16 protein-coding genes are annotated in these 17,454 nt (G+C 64.7%); 7 read left to right on the forward strand and 9 right to left on the reverse strand.

Annotated features, from left to right (window positions below):
• Window position 1 precedes the first annotated feature (1 nt).
• The gene (locus tag IEX64_RS20430; RefSeq protein WP_188822714.1) at window positions 2-880 is read left to right on the forward strand and encodes an SDR family NAD(P)-dependent oxidoreductase; all 879 of its coding nucleotides are present in this window, start codon (window positions 2-4) and stop codon (window positions 878-880) included.
• Between the two features lie 196 nt (window positions 881-1,076).
• Window positions 1,077-1,418: a hypothetical protein gene (locus IEX64_RS20435; RefSeq protein ID WP_188822716.1), complete on the forward strand. Its 342-nt coding sequence runs from the start codon at window positions 1,077-1,079 to the stop codon at window positions 1,416-1,418.
• A gap of 11 nt (window positions 1,419-1,429) precedes the next feature.
• Here the strand turns inward: IEX64_RS20435 and IEX64_RS20440 are convergent, their stop codons facing one another.
• The 5 genes from IEX64_RS20440 to IEX64_RS20460 form a co-directional block, all read right to left on the reverse strand.
• Window positions 1,430-2,353: an SDR family NAD(P)-dependent oxidoreductase gene (locus tag IEX64_RS20440; protein ID WP_188822718.1), complete on the reverse strand. Its 924-nt coding sequence runs from the start codon at window positions 2,351-2,353 to the stop codon at window positions 1,430-1,432.
• A 122-nt stretch (window positions 2,354-2,475) separates the two neighbouring features.
• Window positions 2,476-3,690 (reverse strand): CaiB/BaiF CoA transferase family protein, encoded by a 1,215-nt coding sequence (locus tag IEX64_RS20445; protein ID WP_188822719.1) that lies wholly within the window; start codon window positions 3,688-3,690, stop codon window positions 2,476-2,478.
• Window positions 3,691-4,713 (reverse strand): alpha/beta hydrolase, encoded by a 1,023-nt coding sequence (locus IEX64_RS20450; RefSeq protein WP_188822721.1) that lies wholly within the window; start codon window positions 4,711-4,713, stop codon window positions 3,691-3,693.
• 110 nt (window positions 4,714-4,823) lie between these two features.
• Window positions 4,824-5,948: an FAS1-like dehydratase domain-containing protein gene (locus tag IEX64_RS20455; protein WP_188822723.1), complete on the reverse strand. Its 1,125-nt coding sequence runs from the start codon at window positions 5,946-5,948 to the stop codon at window positions 4,824-4,826.
• Window positions 5,949-6,084: 136 nt separating this feature from the next.
• Window positions 6,085-7,656 (reverse strand): acetate--CoA ligase, encoded by a 1,572-nt coding sequence (locus IEX64_RS20460; RefSeq protein WP_229710607.1) that lies wholly within the window; start codon window positions 7,654-7,656, stop codon window positions 6,085-6,087.
• Window positions 7,657-7,778: 122 nt separating this feature from the next.
• Between IEX64_RS20460 and IEX64_RS20465 the strand changes: the two genes are divergently transcribed.
• Together IEX64_RS20465 and IEX64_RS20470 are read left to right on the forward strand one after the other, a co-directional pair.
• Window positions 7,779-8,579, forward strand: a complete 801-nt coding sequence (locus tag IEX64_RS20465) for an IclR family transcriptional regulator (protein ID WP_188822727.1) — start codon at window positions 7,779-7,781, stop codon at window positions 8,577-8,579.
• 76 nt (window positions 8,580-8,655) lie between these two features.
• Window positions 8,656-10,359, forward strand: a complete 1,704-nt coding sequence (locus tag IEX64_RS20470; RefSeq protein WP_188822729.1) for an FAD-binding protein — start codon at window positions 8,656-8,658, stop codon at window positions 10,357-10,359.
• 108 nt (window positions 10,360-10,467) lie between these two features.
• Here IEX64_RS20470 and IEX64_RS20475 read toward each other — a convergent pair whose 3' ends face one another.
• Genes IEX64_RS20475 through IEX64_RS20485 form a run of 3 tightly spaced genes read right to left on the reverse strand, consistent with a single transcriptional unit; the run spans window position 10,468 to window position 13,232 of the window.
• Entirely contained in the window at window positions 10,468-10,920 is a 453-nt protein-coding gene (locus IEX64_RS20475) for a MaoC family dehydratase (RefSeq protein ID WP_188822731.1), read from the reverse strand.
• Window positions 10,920-11,378, reverse strand: a complete 459-nt coding sequence (locus IEX64_RS20480; RefSeq protein WP_188822733.1) for a GFA family protein — start codon at window positions 11,376-11,378, stop codon at window positions 10,920-10,922. The genes IEX64_RS20475 and IEX64_RS20480 overlap by 1 nt, the downstream gene beginning before the upstream one ends.
• A 9-nt stretch (window positions 11,379-11,387) precedes the next feature.
• On the reverse strand, window positions 11,388-13,232 hold the full coding sequence (locus IEX64_RS20485) for an acetyl/propionyl/methylcrotonyl-CoA carboxylase subunit alpha (protein WP_188822735.1): 1,845 nt from the start codon (window positions 13,230-13,232) through the stop codon (window positions 11,388-11,390).
• A 99-nt stretch (window positions 13,233-13,331) separates the two neighbouring features.
• Between IEX64_RS20485 and IEX64_RS20490 the strand changes: the two genes are divergently transcribed.
• A complete protein-coding gene (locus IEX64_RS20490; RefSeq protein ID WP_188822737.1) occupies window positions 13,332-13,763 on the forward strand; it encodes an endonuclease domain-containing protein in 432 nt (143 codons plus the stop codon).
• A 23-nt stretch (window positions 13,764-13,786) separates the two neighbouring features.
• Here IEX64_RS20490 and IEX64_RS20495 read toward each other — a convergent pair whose 3' ends face one another.
• Window positions 13,787-15,388 carry a carboxyl transferase domain-containing protein gene (locus tag IEX64_RS20495; RefSeq protein WP_188822739.1) on the reverse strand — a complete coding sequence of 534 codons (1,602 nt, stop codon included), beginning with the start codon at window positions 15,386-15,388 and terminating at the stop codon, window positions 13,787-13,789.
• Window positions 15,389-15,520: 132 nt separating this feature from the next.
• Between IEX64_RS20495 and IEX64_RS20500 the strand changes: the two genes are divergently transcribed.
• Together IEX64_RS20500 and IEX64_RS20505 are read left to right on the forward strand one after the other, a co-directional pair.
• Window positions 15,521-16,393 (forward strand): LysR family transcriptional regulator, encoded by an 873-nt coding sequence (locus IEX64_RS20500; protein ID WP_188822742.1) that lies wholly within the window; start codon window positions 15,521-15,523, stop codon window positions 16,391-16,393.
• A gap of 31 nt (window positions 16,394-16,424) precedes the next feature.
• Window positions 16,425-17,186 (forward strand): SDR family NAD(P)-dependent oxidoreductase, encoded by a 762-nt coding sequence (locus IEX64_RS20505; protein WP_188822744.1) that lies wholly within the window; start codon window positions 16,425-16,427, stop codon window positions 17,184-17,186.
• Window positions 17,187-17,454 lie beyond the last annotated feature (268 nt).

Consider the following 17,454-nt stretch of genomic DNA (forward strand, 5'->3'; position numbering starts at 1 on the left):
CATGACGGAGCAGACCGGATCGGTTTTCGCGGGGCGCAATGCGCTCATCTACGGCGGCGCCAAGGGGATCGGCCGAGCCGTCGCTCTCGAATTCGCGCTACGCGGCGCGCGGGTCGCCGTTGCCGATATCGACCAGACCGAGGCCGAGCACACCGCCGCCATGATCGTCGAGGGTGGCGGTCAGGCCAAAGCCTATCGCTGCGACGTGACCAGCGACGCTTCGGTCCGCGAAGTGGCCGAGGCTGCCCACGCGGCATTCGGTGAAGCCGACATCGTGATGAACAATGTCGGCGGCATCCTGCATGGTAACCCGGAGGACATTCCCGTCGCCGAATGGCAGCGCATTCTCGATCTCAACCTGATGCCGGTGGTGCGCAGCAACGCCGTGTTCCTGCCGAAGATGCTGGCGCGGGGCTCGGGCTTCATCGTCAACACCGCCTCCTTCGCCGGGCTCTATCCCTTCGCTACCACACGCATGCCCTATGTCTCGGCCAAGGCGGGTGTCATTGCCCTGTCGGAATCGCTGGCGCTTTATCTGGAGCCGCAGGGCATCCGCGTGAGCTGCCTGATCCCCGGCCCGGTGATGACCAACGTGCTCGACGGCATGAAGACCTGGACCGAAGGGCTCGAAATGCGCGGCCCCGGCAGCGACCTCGACCTCACGACCGTCGACGATGTGGCCCGTACGCTGGCGGACGGCATGGAAGCAGGCAAGATCCTGATCCCGACACACGACGAAGCCTGGGCGACAATGGCCCGCCACGCCGCCGATCCCGATGGCTTCATCCGCGACAAGATCTCCGAGATCGAGGCTGGCGACTACGGCAAGCCGCGTATTCCCGAGGCGATGCTGGCAGCGATGAAGGCCCGAAATGCTTAGGAGCAAGGCCGCCATGCTTTTCAGATTAGCCTCAAAGTGCTTCGCGCTGACGGGTCTGCTAATCTCTGTGGCGTGCGCCTCGGCCCATGCCGCGACAGTCACGGATTCCTGCGCTGCTTTCGAGAATGGGCCAACAAGCGAAGTCGCGGCACATCGCGTTTACACCGCTCGCGCATTGGACATCCTGCGAGCGAGTATGGCCGCCGACTCCACAAGTCTGGCGCAGCTCGTGTCGCCCGACGCCGAATTCTCTGTCTTCCGGGGCGACTACAGCACTTCGGCCAAGGCGAAAGGACCCGCCGGAGCGATTGAAATGGTCGCCGACATGGATGTGGTCTCGTATCAGACCCTCCTCACTCCCCGCGGCCCAATCGCCGTGATGCCCTCGGAATGCCTCTGGACAGCAACCCTCCTGCTCCGCACGCATGAGGACGGGAGAGGCATCACGATGCGTTTCAAATTCGTCGATGGCCGCCTAATCCCCGCGCGAGGGGACGAGGTTGAAATCCTTGAGGGGAAACTGACTCAGACGGAGTGAGCTATTTAGGTCTAGCCTTCGGCCTGCGCCTTGCCGATCATGCCGAAGCCATGGACGAGGTGCTCCAGCTGGCCGTCGGGCACAGGCGGGAAGGCAAGTTCCTTTCCGCCGGTACGGATCGCCTCGATCTGCGCCGCAACGTCCTCCAGCGACCATTCGGGCCGGTAGAGCCCCTCGTTTTCGGCAACCCACGCCCGGGCGAGGCGGCCGCCCATGGCGACGTACATCTCGCCGGTGGCCGCGCAGTCCTCGTGGCAGAGGTAGCCGACCATCGGTGCAACCTGTTCGGGCGTCATCGGCGGGAACTTGCTGGTGTCGATCCCGTCGGACATGCGCGTCACCGCGGCCGGAACGATCAGGTTCGACTTCACGTTGTTGTTCTGCCCTTCTATCGCGGCGGTGTTGGACAGGCCCATGAACCCGGCCTTGCAGATCGAGTACGTGACATTGTCAGATTTGCCGTAGAGGCCGTTGATCGAGCTGGTGAGAACGATGCGCCCGTAATTCTGCGCCATCATGTGCGGGAAGGCCTCACGCACGACGTGGTAGGCGCCCTTGAGATGGACATCGAGCACCGCGGTGAAGTCCTCGTAGGCCAGTTCGCACAAGCTGCCGCGCCGGACGTTGCCGGCCGAATGGATCAGGATGTCGATGCGTCCGAACGCATCGAGCGCAGACTGGATGATCGCCTTGCCACCTTCGGGCGTGGCGACGGAATCGGTGCTGGCGACAGCCTCGCCGCCCATCGCGCGGATCTCTGCCGCCAGCGCTTCGGCCGGGCCTTCGTCGGTGGCATCGCCTTCCATCGAGACGCCCGGATCGTTCACTACGATCTTGCAGCCCCGACTCGCAAGCAGCAGCGCATGCGCCCGGCCAAGTCCGCGCCCGCCGCCGGTGATCACCGCTACGCGGTTGTCGAAACGAAGATCGGGCATTGGGTCTCTCCTGATAGTTCCCTCTTCGTCATTGCGAGGAGGCGTAGCCGACGCGGCAATCCAGCTTCGCGCAAACCGCTCTGAGTTGCTTCGCTACGCTCGCAATGACGAAAGGACGCGTGTCACGCAATCACTCCCGCCGCCCGCAGTGCCGCAATCCGCTCGGGCGAAAGTTCCAGCACGTCAGACAGGATCGTCTCGGTGTGCTGGCCCAGCACCGGGGGCGCCTCGGGCACGGGCTGCTCGGCGTCAGTAAAGCGGATCGAGCGATTGACGATGGGGATCGAGCCCAGCGTCGCGTGATCGGTCTGGACCACCATGTCGCGGGCCACCGCTTGCGGCTGACTGAGCGCCTCGGTCACGCCCAGGATCGGCGCGTGCGGCACTTCGTGATGCGTGAAGATTTCGACCAGATCGTCGACCGTATGCTGCTCGGTAAAGGCCGAGACGATGGCGTTGACCTCCTCCCGCGCGTCGCGGCGCTTTTCTAGCGTGTCGTAGCGCGCATCTTCGATCAGTTCGGGCCGCTCGATCGAGCGGCATACACGGCTCCAGAACGAAGGCGTCAGACAGGCTATAACGATCGACCCGTCGTTGGCCGGGAAGATGCCATAGGGCACGAGATTGGGATGCTGCGAGCCGACGCGCTGCGGGTCCTTGCCGGTGAAGAAGGCGAGCTGGGCAATATAGCCGAGCATGCCCATAAGTCCGTCCATCAGGCTGATGTCGATATGCCGGCCCATCCCGGTCCGCTCGCGTTCGTAGAGTGCGGACAGGATGCCGATGGGGCCGTTGATCCCCCCGACCAGATCGCCAAGTGGAATGCCCAGCTTCATCGGCAATCCATCGGGCTCACCGTTCATCGAGAGCGCACCGCTCATCGCCTGGAGCACAATGTCGAAGCTGGGGCGGTCCTTGAGCGGACCGGTCTGGCCGTAGCCCGAGATCGAGCAATAGATCAGCCGCGGGTTGATCGCCTTGATCGTCTCGTAGCCGAGGCCGAGGCGGTCCATCACGCCGGGCCGGTAGTTTTCGACCAGAACGTCGCATTTCGCGGCGAGATCCTTGACGAGAGCAATGCCCTCCGCGCTCTTCAAGTCGACGACGATCGAGCGCTTGCCGCGATTGATGGCGAGGTAATAGTGGCTCTCGCCGTCGCGCATCGGCGGAAAGGTGCGAGTCTCGTCGCCAGTGCCGGGCGGTTCGATCTTGAAAACTTCGGCGCCGAGATCGGCCAGCGCGAGGCTGGCGGCAGGCCCCGCCAGAACGCGCGTGAAATCGAGCACGCGCACGCCGGCGAGAGGACCTTTCCAGGGACTGTCCGGACTGTCGGTCATCTAGGTTAGGTTCTCCCGGAAAAAGGCGATGATCTGGTCCACCGCATCACGGCCTTCGGGCATAGTGACCTGGTAGTGATAGCAATGTCCCATGCTTTCGCCGACGATCAGCGTGGAGCGCACACCGGCCTTCAGAAGCTGGGAATTGGTGTAGATCGCGGGGCTGAGGTCCATCGCGCGCGTGCCGGTGATGATTAGCGTGGGCGGAAAGGTCGCCAGCGTATCGAGATGATAGCCCGGCCAGGCGCTGGGGTCGTTCTTTTCGTCGATGCTGTCGAAATAGCCCCGTGTGATGTCTTCCAGCGGGCTGCCATCGGCGGGCGGAGCCGGGAACGAGCCGTCAATGTACCCGGCTGTCCAGGCGGACTCACCTGCGTGGAACGGCACGCCACCTGCCCCGAAAATGCCTACCGCGCCCGCTTGCGGCAGGCCGTGCGCGGGCAGCCAGGCTGCCGCCTGCGCTGTCAGCGCGCCGCCCGCAGACCCGCCATAAATGCCGATGCGGCCCGGCGCGTAGTGTTCGAGGAGTGCAGCATATACGGCCGCGACATCCTCGACGCCGGCGGGGTGCCGATGCTCGGGCGCCATGCGATAGTTCACGCTGACTATGCGATAGCCGGCCAGCGCCGCCATCGGGATCGATTCGACCAGCGCCACGCCATCCCAGCCGACCGTGAAGGCGCCGCCGTGCAAGTTGATCAGCACGCGGTCGGGATCGTGACTGCCATCGGCCGGGGTCAGGTCGAGCACTTCGACGCCGCCCAGTTCGGCCTTCTCGATGTTGACGGCGAACATCGCTCGCAGCCTCTCGATCTGGGGCGCCATGAAGGTGTTGATCTGCTCGCGCCGGGTCGTGGCATCGAGCCCCTCGCCTGCCGCATCGAAGGCAGGCACCGTCGCGCGCATGCGCTGGAAAGTTGCCGCCTGTTCGCTGAGCAGCGGGGAAACCGGCAGGACGAATTCCGGCACAATCACGCTGCCGTCTGCCTGGAACACGGGTTTGCTATTGCTGATGCCGTTCATGACCTCTCCTCTTCGCTATGTTCCGGTCTTTTACGACACGGCCCGGACCTTTCGTAAAGGCCCGGGCCGGAATCGCTTTGCCGGATTCAGCGAATACCGCTGAAGCGCGATCAGCCCTTGCTGGGCAGTTCCGCGACGGCTGTACCAAAGGCCGAAAGTTCGCCGCGGTGCGTGGTCGCCTTCTGCTCCACTTCGACGTACTTCTTGCCGTTCTCTTCGAACTTCTTCGTCACTTCACCGGTGATGACCATAGCGTCACCGTCAGGGTTGTGGCGGCGGATCTGGCAGTTCGACTTGTGCAGGAAGCCGTCGTCGCCGATCCAGTTGGTCATGTGGTGCGTCAGCCACGAGCAGCGCTCTGGTCCGTAGTCGTAAGCACCCGGGGCGCCGACTTCGAGAGCGAAGGCTTCGTCCCAGTGCACGCGCTCGGGGCAATCCGGCACGTTGAAGCGGTTGCGGATGCCGAGGCCCGGGTGCGCCTTCTGCATCTTGTAGGCCAGCTTGTTGGCACGGATGTAGAGGCCGCCCCAGCCCTGCGCGTAGCAGATGAAGCCGGTGACGGTCATCGGGCCCTTCATCATCGGCGGCAGCTTGTCGCCGACGTTCACGTCCTCGAAGTAACGCGGGGTGTTACCGCGGATCTCTTCCTGGTCGTAGATGTCGTAGAATTCGTCGAGCTGCTCCTGCGTGAAGGGCTCAACGCGGCCGCGCGCTTCGGTGTACTTGGTGCCGCGCTCGCGGGCTTCGTCACGGTCGGTGCGGAAGACCCAGGAGTCGGCACCCGCAACGTGGTCGCCGTTCTGGTTGAAGAAGTCGACGTGATAGATCTGCTGGAACGAGCGACCGGCAAACTTGGTCTGGTGCTCGACGAGATCCTTCAGGTAGGCCTCGGTGCGGATCGTGTCGTTGCGCAGGACCGGCTTGTGCCAAGTCCAGTCGGCCCCGGCCCACATCGCGTGGACGCCCGAGAGACCGCCGCAGTAGCCCGAGACGATGCGGCTGGTGGTGAAGAGGAACGAGGGCAGAGCGACGAGCGTGCCGTACTTGGTCTGCTCGGCGTACTCGGGCTCGCACCACAGCGGATTGTCGTCGCCGATGCCATGGGCATAGTGACGGATCGCGTCGCGGGTGGCTTCGTAGTTCCAGGGCTCGACCGTGTTCTCGATCTTCACGCCGATGCGCTTGCGCAGATCGTCGAGGCCTTCCTCGGTGATCTTGGGAAATTTGGCTGACATTCTTCTTGGCTCCTCAAAAACTCTGGGTTCGTTCAATTTCAAACAGTCGTCATTGCGAGGAGGCGAAGCCGACGCGGCAATCCAGAGCCAGCGTAAACCGCCCTGGATTGCTTCGCTGCACTCGCAATGACGAAATTCATTGTGACGCCGCCGCGCGTTCGGCTTCCAGATCGCGCAGCTTCTTGCGGTGGACCTTGCCAGCGGGGTTCTTCGGCAGCTCGTCGACATATTCGACGATGCGCGGGAATTCGTGCTGGGCGAGGCGTTCGCGGGTGAACTCCTGCAGTTCCTTGGTCAGCGTATCGCTGCCTTCGCAATTGGCGACGACGAAGGCCTTCACAACCTGACCGCGCTTCTCATCCGGCACACCGATCACGCCGCATTCCATCACGTTGTCATGGCGCAGCATGGTGTTCTCGATCTCGACCGCGGACATCGTCCAGCCGGCCGAGATGATCACGTCGTCGGCGCGGCCGCAGTGGTAGAAATAGCCGTCCTCGTCGGTCTTGGCGCGATCCTTGGTGGTCATCCACCCGCCCCCGCGCCAGAGCATGAGTTCACCGATCTCGCCGGGATCGCATACCGTGCCGTCGGGGCGGTGCACTTCCAGCCTCTGGCCCGGAACTGCCTTGCCCAGTGAGCCGGGCTTCACGACGAAGTCCTTGGCACCCGGATAGTTCACCAGCACGACGCCAATCTCGGTGGTGCCGTACATCGAGCAGGCGGGGACCTTGAAGTACTCGTCGATCCATTCGAGCGTACCCGGATCGATCGGCTCGCCGGTGAACGACAGCTTGTCGAAGTGGAACGTGAAGTCGCCGCCCTTCCCGCTGTTCTTCATCATGCGATAGTGGGTGGCGGCGGCGGACATGTTGGTGATCTTGAAGTCGTCCAGCGCTTTCATCAGGCGGACCGGATCGAAGCGCCCGGCGAACGTGCCGGTGGTCACGCCCATCGCCAGCGGGGCGAGCGTACCGTGCCACAGGCCGTGTCCCCATGCGGGCGAGGACGGGCAGAAGAACTCGTCTCCCGGACGGATGCCGGTACCGTAGAGCGCGGCGAACATCAGCGTGACGAGCGTCTTGTGCGAATGCTTGACCGCCTCGGGCAGTTCGCGCGTGGTGCCGCTGGTGTACTGGAAGACGGCCATGTCGCTGGCCTTGGTCTTCGGCGTGTAAGTGGTGGGCAGGTCCTTCAGCGTTGCCAGGAACGCCTCGTCCGCGACGATCACGCGCGGGGTGCCGTCCGCATTGGCAACCGAGCGGGCCAGCTCCGCCTTCTCGGCATTGGTGATCAGCACCGAGGGATTGCAGTCGCCCACGCGCAAACGAAGCGCGTCGGGCCCGAACAGCGTGAACAGTGGCACCGAGATCGCACCGGTCTGCATCGCGCCGAACAGGCACACATAGAAAGGCAGCGAAGGCTCGAGCATGAAGGCGATCCGATCGCCCGGCTTTACGCCTTCGGCATCGAGCCAGTGCGCAAACTGCGCTGCACCCGACGAAATCGTGTCGAAGCTGAGGATCTCGTCGTGACCGTCGGCATGAGCGATCCGCACGGCCGGGCGACCCGAACCGTCGGCATGGCGGGTGATGCACTCGTGCGCGATGTTGAGATGCTCGCGGTCCCCGTCGAACAGCTCCCACAGCGCGGCCGAGGAGGCGTGCGCCTGCGCATCGGCATAGCTCGTGTAATCGGTCAACTTCACCCGGGACTCTCCCATTGCGGTGTTCGTCGCAAGCACGACTCACGCCCTTGTCCACATGTTGAGCGGCGCAATGGCACAATTTGCTTGTTGTTGCAAATATTGAACGCTATTCAACATATTGAATGAAAGAGCCGAACGACACACCTGCCGCCGACACGGCGAAGGCCAGCAAGGCACCGGCCATTGCGCGGGCGGCAGCGGTCCTGCGCCTGCTAGGTAAGAGCGATGCACCGCTGGGTGTGCAGGCGATCGCCCGCGAGTTGGAACTGGTCCCCAGCACCTGTCTCTACGTGCTGCGGGCGCTGGTGACGGAGGAACTGGTGGCCTTCGATCCGGCCACCAAGCGCTACACGCTTGCCTCGGGCGTGCTGACGCTGGCGCGCAACTGGCTGCGCCGCGACCAGTTCAACGATCTCGCCCAGCCCGCGCTCGACCGGATCAGCCAGGAGTTCGGGCTGACCACGCTGGGTGTGCAGATCTTCGGCCTGCAGCACATTGTCGTGACCGCCATGTCGCAGTCGAGCCAGAACTTCCAGCTCTCCACCCAGGTCGGCAGCCGCTTCCCGGCGCTGGTCTCGGCAACCGGCCGCTGCATCGCCGCCTATGGCAATTACCCCGACAGCGAATTGAAGCCGCGCTTTGCCAGGCTGCGCTGGGACGAGGCGCCCACATGGGAAGAATGGAAAGCGCAGGTGGAAGAGGCGCGCGTGACCGGTATCGCCGTCGACGCCGGGCACTACATCTCGGGCGTCACTGTCGCCGCTGCCCCGGTCTGGAAGAGTGGGCACAGGGATGGCATGCGCCCGACCCATGCGCTTGTCGCCATCGGCCTCGGCGCCGCGGTGCGCGGGGAAAACCTGCCGCGCCTGCGCGAAGCCCTGCTCAGTTCCGCCCGCAGCCTGACAGAACAACTGTCCGATTGATTCTCGACATCTGTCGTGGACAGGCCCGGCGTTCTTGGGCAACCCTCTCTCGCAAAGGAAAAGAGGAGAGGACGCCATGGCCAGCAGCTTGCCCGCGCAGTGGGATGCGGAAGTCGATTTCGTATCCGTGGGATCGGGCATCGGCGGTCTTTCCGGCGCCATTGCCGCGCATGAGCACGGCCTGTCCGCCATGGTGCTCGAACGCGCCGACCAGCTGGGCGGCGTTACTGCGCTCTCGATGGGCGAGGTCTGGGTTCCCGGCAACGCCCATGCCCGCGCGCTCGGCATAGAAGACAGCGCCGCAAGCGCGTTCCGCTACGTGCGCCAGCTCTCGATGGGCTATGGCGAGGATGCGCTGATCCTCAACCAGGTCGTCCACGCCGCGCCCGCCCTCGCATGGTTCGAGGACCGCATCGGCCTGAAGATGGAGGTCATCCGCGGTTGCCCCGACTACTATCGCGGCCACAGCAACGACGCCGTTTCCGAAGGCCGCCTGCTCGAGCCCGCACCTTTTCGCGGCGAAGCGCTGGGCGAATGGCAGGAGCGCACCCGCGTCTCGCCGCAGGTTCCCTATGGCCTCACCCACGACGAGATCTACGCCATGGGCGGCACCTGCAACGTGATGCATTGGGACTACACCGAAATGGCCCGCCGTCTTGCCGAGGACGAACGCTGTCTCGGCCCGGCGCTTGCGGCTTACTTCGTGAAGGGCGTGCTCGACCGGCCGATCCCGGTCGAAACCGGAGCCGAAGTGCGCGAAGTGCTCATCGATGGCGAGCGCGCAGTCGGCGTGCGCTATGTGAAGGATAGCCGCGACCACTTCGTGAAGGCCCGGCGCGGCGTCCTCGTCGCGGTGAGCAGTTACGACCGCAACCCCGAACTTACCCGCACGCTGGGCCCGCAACTCGATCCCGGTTCGATGGTAACGTTCGGCACGGTCGACGGCGCCCACTTCCGCCTCGTCGGTGCGCTCGGGGCGCGCATCGCGCGCATGCCCGACGTGACCATGCTGGGCTACAATATCCCCGGCGAGGAAACCCAGGACGGCACCCCGCTCTGGCGCGGCGGCATGACCTTCATCGGCCTGCCGCACACCATCGTCGTCAACCGCGCCGGCAAGCGCTTCGCCAACGAGGGGTTCTACCGCTCGATCTACTATGCCGTGGACGCGATCGACGGTGGCACACAGACGCACCCCAACTTCCCGGCCTGGGCAATCCTCGATTCACAGGCCCGCGGCAAGTACCCGCTCGGCTCGATCATGCCCGGCGACGAAGTGCCCGAGGAGGTCGCGGTAAAAGCCGACAGCCTTGCCGAACTCGCCGCGCTGACGGGCATCGACCGCGACGGACTGGAAGAGACCGTCGTGCGCTTCAACCGTTTCGCCGAGGCAGGGGTGGACCCCGACTTCAACCGCCACGCCTACCCCTGGGGTGCATGGCTGTGCGGCGACGCCAACCACAAGCCGCACCCGCAACTGGGGCCCCTGCTCAAGCCGCCGTTCTATGCGCTGCGCTTCAAGCGCCTGACCGGTTCGGCCATCGCCTCGACCGGCATCGTCACCGACCGCCATGCCCGCGCAGTGAATTGGGACGGAGAACCGATCGCAGGGCTCTATCTCGCCGGCAACTCGGTCTCGCGCCTCGACAACGGCGCGGTCATGCAGAGCGGCATGTCGAACGCGCGCGGCATGACGCACGGCTGGCTCGCGGCGAAACATGCCGCAGGCCAGCCCAGCGACCTGCTCGACCGGGCGCTGAAAGAACACGCAGGCGGCTGATCGAGCGCACACGCAATCCGTTCGTCCTGAGCTTGTCGAAGGACAGGGGCGCCGCGCGTGACTTCATCCTTCGACAAGCTCAGGATGAGCGGAGAGGGCGGTTGCTCCCTAGCCGTCCTTCTTCTTCAACAGCACGGTGCGCAGCATCGAGAGCGCCGTTTCGCCGCGCTGGTTGGTCAGTTCATGCTTGAACACGACGATACCCTGCGTCGGGCGAGACTTGCTCTCGCGCATCTCCACCACTTCGCTCGAGCAGGTGAGCGTATCGCCGATGAAGGTCGGCTTGGGCGTCACCACCTTGTCGAAGCCGAGATTGGCGACGAGTGTGCCGACCGTGGTGTCCGCAATCGACAAGCCCACCGCGAGGCTGAAGGTGAAGGTCGAGTTCACGAGAATCTGCCCGAATTCGCTCGCCTTCGCCGTTTCGGCATCGAGATGCAGCGGCTGCATGTTGTGCGTCATTGCCGAGAACATCAGGTTGTCGGTCTCGGTGACCGTGCGGCTCGGCTGGTGGACGATCTTGTCGCCCACGTTCCACTCGTCGAAAAACCGGCCCGGCATTACATCGTCTCCTGTTCCGTCAGTGTCACCCGCGCCGGCGTCCAGTTGCGTGCCCGCCTGGCTTCGCGCGCTGCGACATCCTCACCTTCAAAATCCATGGGCGCGGGCGCACTGGTGAACGCATCCCGCGCATCGAGCGCCGGCATGTTCACGACAGCTCTGGCCGCACCATCCTTGTACCAGACCGCCGCGACGAAGACGCCGCAGTGGCCGCACACCAGAAAGTCGGTGATTCCCAGCCCGAACCGGTAAGGCTCCAGCGCAGCCGGGACCGCCAGCTCGACCAGCCCTGCAGGGTCCGACAGCACGACCGCGCGGTGCCGCACGCAAAAGCCGCAGCTATCGGCGCGCGGCGTGAAGTCTCCCGGCGCCTTGTCGCTGTGCAGCGCGACATGAATGCGTCCGCAATGGCAACCACCCGCATAGTGGTGGGCATAAGTTGCCGGTTCGCGCTCCATGTCTGCGGCTTACTCCGCTTCTTCCTCGATCATCACCAGCAGCGCATCGACCTGCACTTGCGCTCCCGCGCTGGCATTGAGCTCGGCCACCGTGCCGTCGAACGGGGCGGTGAGCGTGTGCTCCATCTTCATCGCTTCGAGCGTGAGCAGCTTCTGGCCCTTGATCACGGCATCGCCCTTCTCGACCTCGACCGAGATGACCTTGCCCGGCATCGGCGCAATGATCGCGCCCGAGCCGTCTGCAGCCCCATGCGCGGCATCGTGCCGCCACGGGGTGAGCAGCCAGGCCTGACCCTGCTCGGTTACCAGCACGCCGCTCGCCGGGTCATCCGTCCCTTCGCCGGTAAGCTCGACTTCGACTTTCTCGCCGTCCAGCAGGAACCATGCTGCACGCTGGGGTGCAGCATTGAGCCGGAACCCGGCCATGTCGGTCACCGGCACAAGCGCATCGGCGGCCGCCTGCAGCACATCGTCGGACGGCACCGGCGGCTCGGCCATTTCCTCGCCGTCGCGGCCGATCAGCCCGGTATCGACATTGCCCGCAGCAAAGTCCGGATGCTGCAGCGCCTTCACCAGGAACGAGGCATTGGTCTTGACCGGCCAGACCGCACTGTCGGCCAGCATGTCGCCAAGCCGCTCGCGCGCTTCGCTGCGGTCCTCGCCCCAGGCAATGACCTTGGCGATCATCGGATCGTAGTGCGGTGAGACTTCCGCGCCTTCATAGACACCGGTATCGATACGTCCGCCGTCGGCCTCGCCGAACTGCAGCAGATCGAGCTTGCCGATGCTCGGCAGGAAGCCCTTGGCCGGGTCCTCCGCATAGAGGCGCGCTTCCATCGCCCAGCCGTCGATGGTCAGGTCTTCCTGACGCAGCGGCAAAGGCTCGCCCGAAGCGACGCGCAGCTGCCATTCGACCAGATCGACGCCGGTGATTTCCTCGGTGACGGGATGCTCCACCTGCAGGCGGGTGTTCATTTCCATGAACCAGATCTTGTCCGCCGAGAGCTTGCCCGAGCCGTCGGCAATGAACTCGATCGTGCCCGCGCCAACATAGTCGACGGCCTTTGCTGCACGCACCGCTGCAGCACAAAGGGCTTCCCGTGTGTCGCTGTCCATGCCCGGCGCGGGGGCTTCCTCGATCACCTTCTGGTGGCGGCGCTGCAGCGAGCAGTCGCGCTCGAAGAGGTGGACGACATTGCCGTGCTTGTCGCCGAAGACCTGCACTTCGATGTGACGCGGCGAGGCGATGTACTTCTCGATCAGCACGTGATCGTTGCCGAAAGACGATGCCGCCTCGCGCTTGCACGATTGCAGTGCGTCGGCGAAGTCTTCCTCGCTTTCGACAAGGCGCATGCCCTTGCCGCCGCCGCCGGCGACAGCCTTGATCAGCACCGGATAGCCGACTTTTGCCGCCTCGTCGGCCAGCACGCCCGGCGTCTGATCCTCACCCATGTAGCCCGGCGTCACCGGCACCCCCGCTTCGGCCATCAGCTTCTTGGCGGCGTCCTTGAGGCCCATCGCGGTGATCGAAGACGGGTTCGGTCCGACCCAGACGATCCCCGCATCCATCACCGCCTGCGCGAACGCGGCGTTCTCGGAAAGGAAGCCGTAACCGGGATGGATCGCCTCGGCGCCGGTCTGCTTGGCCGCGGCAATGATCTTCTCGCCGACGAGGTAAGATTCGCGCGTCGGCGCCGGGCCGATGCGCACGGCCTCGTCGGCCTCGCGCACATGCAGCGCCTGCGCATCGGCGTCGGAATAGACGGCCACAGTGCGGATGCCGAGTTCACGCGCGGTGCGAATGACCCGGCAGGCGATTTCGCCGCGATTGGCGATGAGGAGGGATTTGATCATGATTTAACTCCCAATCCCCATCCGGATGCCGGAAACCCATTCCTCCCCGAGCTCGTCTCGGGGAGGTGGCTCGCGAAGCGAGACGGAGGGGGAAAAGCGATGTTCAAAAACGTTGCGCCCAAACCGCGCGCTGGCGGTATCGGCCGAGCGCGAAAGCTGCGGAGCGAAATGCCGCTGCCGGAAGTCCTGCTCTGGCGTGAGTTGCGCAAACGGCCTGGCGGACTGAAATTTCGCCGCCAGCGCCCCAGCGGGGCCTTTGTTCTGGATTTCTACTGCGCCGATGCGCGGCTTGCCATCGAAGTGGATGGCATGGCGCGCGGCATGGGGGACAACCCGCCGCGGGATGAGGCGAGAGATCGTTGGTTCGCAAGTGCGGGCATTGCGACCTTGCGCATTCCGGCAAGCGCGATTTTGGATGACCTTGCGGCGGCCTTGGCCCTGATCGTTTCCGAAGCGCGGGCGCGGCTCCCCCTCCACCACCCGGCTGCGCCGGGCGGTCCCCCTCCCCGAGACAAGCTCGGGGAGGAATGAGGACAATTTCACCTGCACCGTCATCACATCCTGAACACGCCAAACTGCGGACGATCGGGAATCGGCGCCTCGAGGCTCGCCGCCAGCGCCAGTCCCAGCACATCGCGGGTCTGGGCCGGGTCGATCACGCCGTCGTCCCACAGGCGCGCGGTGGCGTAGTAGGGGTTGCCTTCGTCCTCGTACTTCTGGCGGATCGGCGCCTTGAAAGCCTCGGCCTCGCGTTCGTCCCACTTGGACGCATCGCGGTGGACGGTGGCGAGCACAGAAGCCGCCTGTTCGCCGCCCATCACCGAGATGCGCGCATTGGGCCAGGTAAAAAGGAAGCGCGGGTCATAGGCGCGGCCGCACATGCCGTAGTTGCCGGCGCCGAAGCTGCCGCCGATCAGCACGGTGATCTTAGGCACAGTCGCGGTGGCAACCGCCGTCACCAGCTTTGCGCCGTGCTTGGCGATGCCCTCGGCCTCGTACTTGCCGCCGACCATGAAGCCCGAGATGTTCTGGAGGAACAGCAGCGGGATCTTGCGCTGGCAGGCGAGCTCGATGAAGTGCGCACCCTTTTGCGCGCTTTCGGAGAACAGCACGCCGTTGTTGGCGAGGATCGCCACCGGCATGCCATGGATATGCGCGAAACCGCAGACCAGCGTGTTACCGTAGAGCGCCTTGAACTCGTGGAACTCGCTGCCATCGACCACGCGGGCGATGACCTCGTGCACATCGTAAGGCGCACGAACGTCCTCGGGGATGATCGAGTAGAGCTCTTCCGGATCGTACTTCGGCGCGCGCGGCTCCTGGACCGGCAAGTCATGCCGATGCACCGGGCCGAGGTGGCTGACGATATCGCGCACGATCGTCAGCGCGTGCTCGTCGTTATCGGCGAGGTGATCGGTCACGCCCGACTTGCGGCTATGCAGATCGCCCCCGCCTAAATCCTCCGCCGAGATCACTTCGCCCGTTGCCGCCTGCACCAGTGGCGGTCCGGCGAGAAAGATCGTGCCCTGCTCCTTCACGATGACGCTCTCGTCGCTCATCGCCGGCACATAGGCGCCGCCCGCGGTGCACGAACCCATGACGCAGGCGATCTGGGCAATGCCCTTCGCGCTCATGTTCGCCTGATTGAAGAAAATGCGGCCGAAGTGGTCGCGGTCGGGGAAGACTTCCGCCTGGTGCGGCAGGTTGGCCCCGCCGCTGTCGACGAGGTAGATGCACGGCAGGTTGTTTTCCTCGGCAATCTCCTGCGCGCGGACGTGCTTCTTCACCGTCATCGGGTAATAGGTGCCGCCTTTGACGGTGGCATCGTTGCACACGATCATGCACTGGCGGCCCGAGACGCGGCCGATGGCCGTGATGATCCCCGCGCCGGGAATGTCCTCGCCATAAAGGCCGTTCGCAGCGAGTTGGCCCAGTTCAAGCAGCGGTGAGCCGGGATCGAGCAGACGCTCGACGCGATCGCGCGGGAGCAGCTTGCCGCGGCTGACATGGCGTGCGCGCGACTTCTCGTTTCCGCCCAGGGCCGCAGTCGCGACCTTCTCGTGCAGATCCTTGGCCAGAGCGCGGTTGTGCGCATCGCGCGCCTTCGCCTCCGGGCTTTCGAGGTTCACGTTGGTTGGGAGCACCGGCGCGCTCATGCCCTGATTTCCTTCCCGGCTACGATTTGCATCAGCCTCTTCCCGCAGGATTTCGATTTACACAGCCTATCTAGCCAAGCTGCAACGACAGAGGAAATTGAAAGTTTTGGCAGCACGTCATAGACAACTTCTATGATCGACCAGTACCAGCTGCGCTATTTCCTCGCCGTCGCCGAAACCGGCAGTTTCAGCCGCGCAGCCAAGCGCGTCAGCGTGACCCAGCCTTCGCTGTCGGCGGGGATCGCCAAGCTGGAACGCGAACTGGGCGCGCGCCTGTTCGACAGGGATCGCCAGGGCGTTGCCCTGACCCCCGCCGGCAGCCGCTTCCTCGTGCGCGCCCGGCGAATCGCGGCAGAATACGAACATGCGCTGGTCGAATTGTCCGAAGTCTCCGACCCTACGCTGCTGCGCATCGGCGTGCTCGGGACGATCCCCACCGCCATGATCGAAAACCTGCTGGAGCAGCACCGCGCGCTGGGATCGGGCGAGGCGCTGGAAATCCTCGACGGCAGCGAGCGGGACATCACCGAGCGACTCGAACGCGGCCGCATCGACCTGGCGCTGACCGTCGTGCGCCAGCACCATGCGCGCTTCCATCCCGAAGTGCTCACGCGCGAGCGCTACATGATGGTTCTGCCCACCGATCACCCCCTGGCGGACGAGGACGAAGTCATGGCCGAACAGCTCGCGCGCGACCGCATGGCGCTGCGCCGCCACTGCGAGGCCCTGCCCGAGATCAACCGCTTCTTCATAGCCCGCGGGGTGCGCCCGCGCTTCGTGCTCAAGACCACCACAGACGAGCGCGTGCTCGCCGTCGTGCGCGCGGGAGCCGGGGTCGGGATGATGCCCGAATGTTTCGCCGAAACTGCGGTGCGCTTCGTGCCGGTCAAGGACTTCGAACTGACCCGCGACGTCGGCCTGCTCCATGCCGGTGAGCCGCATATCGCTCAGGCGCTGGCCAGCCCCTTCATCGGCCTTGTCCGCCGGCACTACGGCAAGGCATGAAGCGCCCGAAGAGACAGGCGAGGAGAGAGATATGCTGCAACCTGCGGACATGAGCGGAAAGGTCGCGCTGGTCACCGGCGCGGCAGCGGGTCTGGGCCGCGCATCGGCGGAACGGCTGGCTGCGCTCGGCGCGAAAGTGGCGCTGGTCGATGTGGTCGAACAGGGGCTGGAAGAGGCCGCCAGCACCATTCGCGAGGCCGGCGGCGAAGCGCTGGTCCTCCCGCTCGACCTGTCGGTCCGCAGCAACTGCGCCAAGGCCGTCGACGACACGCTTGCGGCGTTCGGCCGGCTCGACGCTCTGTGCAACGTGGCCGGCGTGATGAAGCCCGGACCAACGCCGGAATTTTCCGACGAGGCCTGGGACCTCACCATGAAGGTCAATCTGGAAGCCCCGTTCTTCCTGATCCGCGCCGCCCTGCCGCATCTGCTCGAAAGCCACGGCGCCATCGTCAACGTGACCTCGTGCGCGGCATTCCAAGGACAGGCCTATTTCGCCGCCTATTGCGCCACCAAGTCCGGCCTTACCAACATGACCAAGGCGCTGGCCATGGAATACATGAAGGCGCCGATCCGCATCAACGCCGTGGCGCCTGGCGGAATGATGACGGGCCTCGTCGGCGGCATGGCGGCGCTCGCCGAATGCGACCGCGAACTGATCGGCCGCATCGGCTCCCCGCGCGGGCTGTGCGAGATCGAGGACGTGGCCGAGACGGTAGTATTTCTGGCAACGCCTGCTGCGCGCTCGTATCACGGCGCCTGCATCAACATCGACGCGGGCGTGACGGCGGACTAGCCACCGGAGACAGGACTACCCATGGGCAAATTGTGATCCTGGGTATAGCGCGAGATGACCGCTGTGCTCGATTTTAACTCAATAACTGTCTTTTCGAACACGCCGACACAGCTACATACAAAGACATGTGGTATCTGTGCGCAGCGGAGCAATCGAGAGAGTGCATGACAGCACCCTGCAATTTGATATGAGCAAGTTGGTCCTAGAGCGGTTTTCGACCGTTCTGAATCGGCATGGGATTCCCTTTGGTCACGATTTCTGATTCAGA

This window comes from Novosphingobium indicum (genome assembly GCF_014645195.1).
Classification (GTDB): Bacteria; Pseudomonadota; Alphaproteobacteria; order Sphingomonadales; family Sphingomonadaceae; genus Novosphingobium; species Novosphingobium indicum.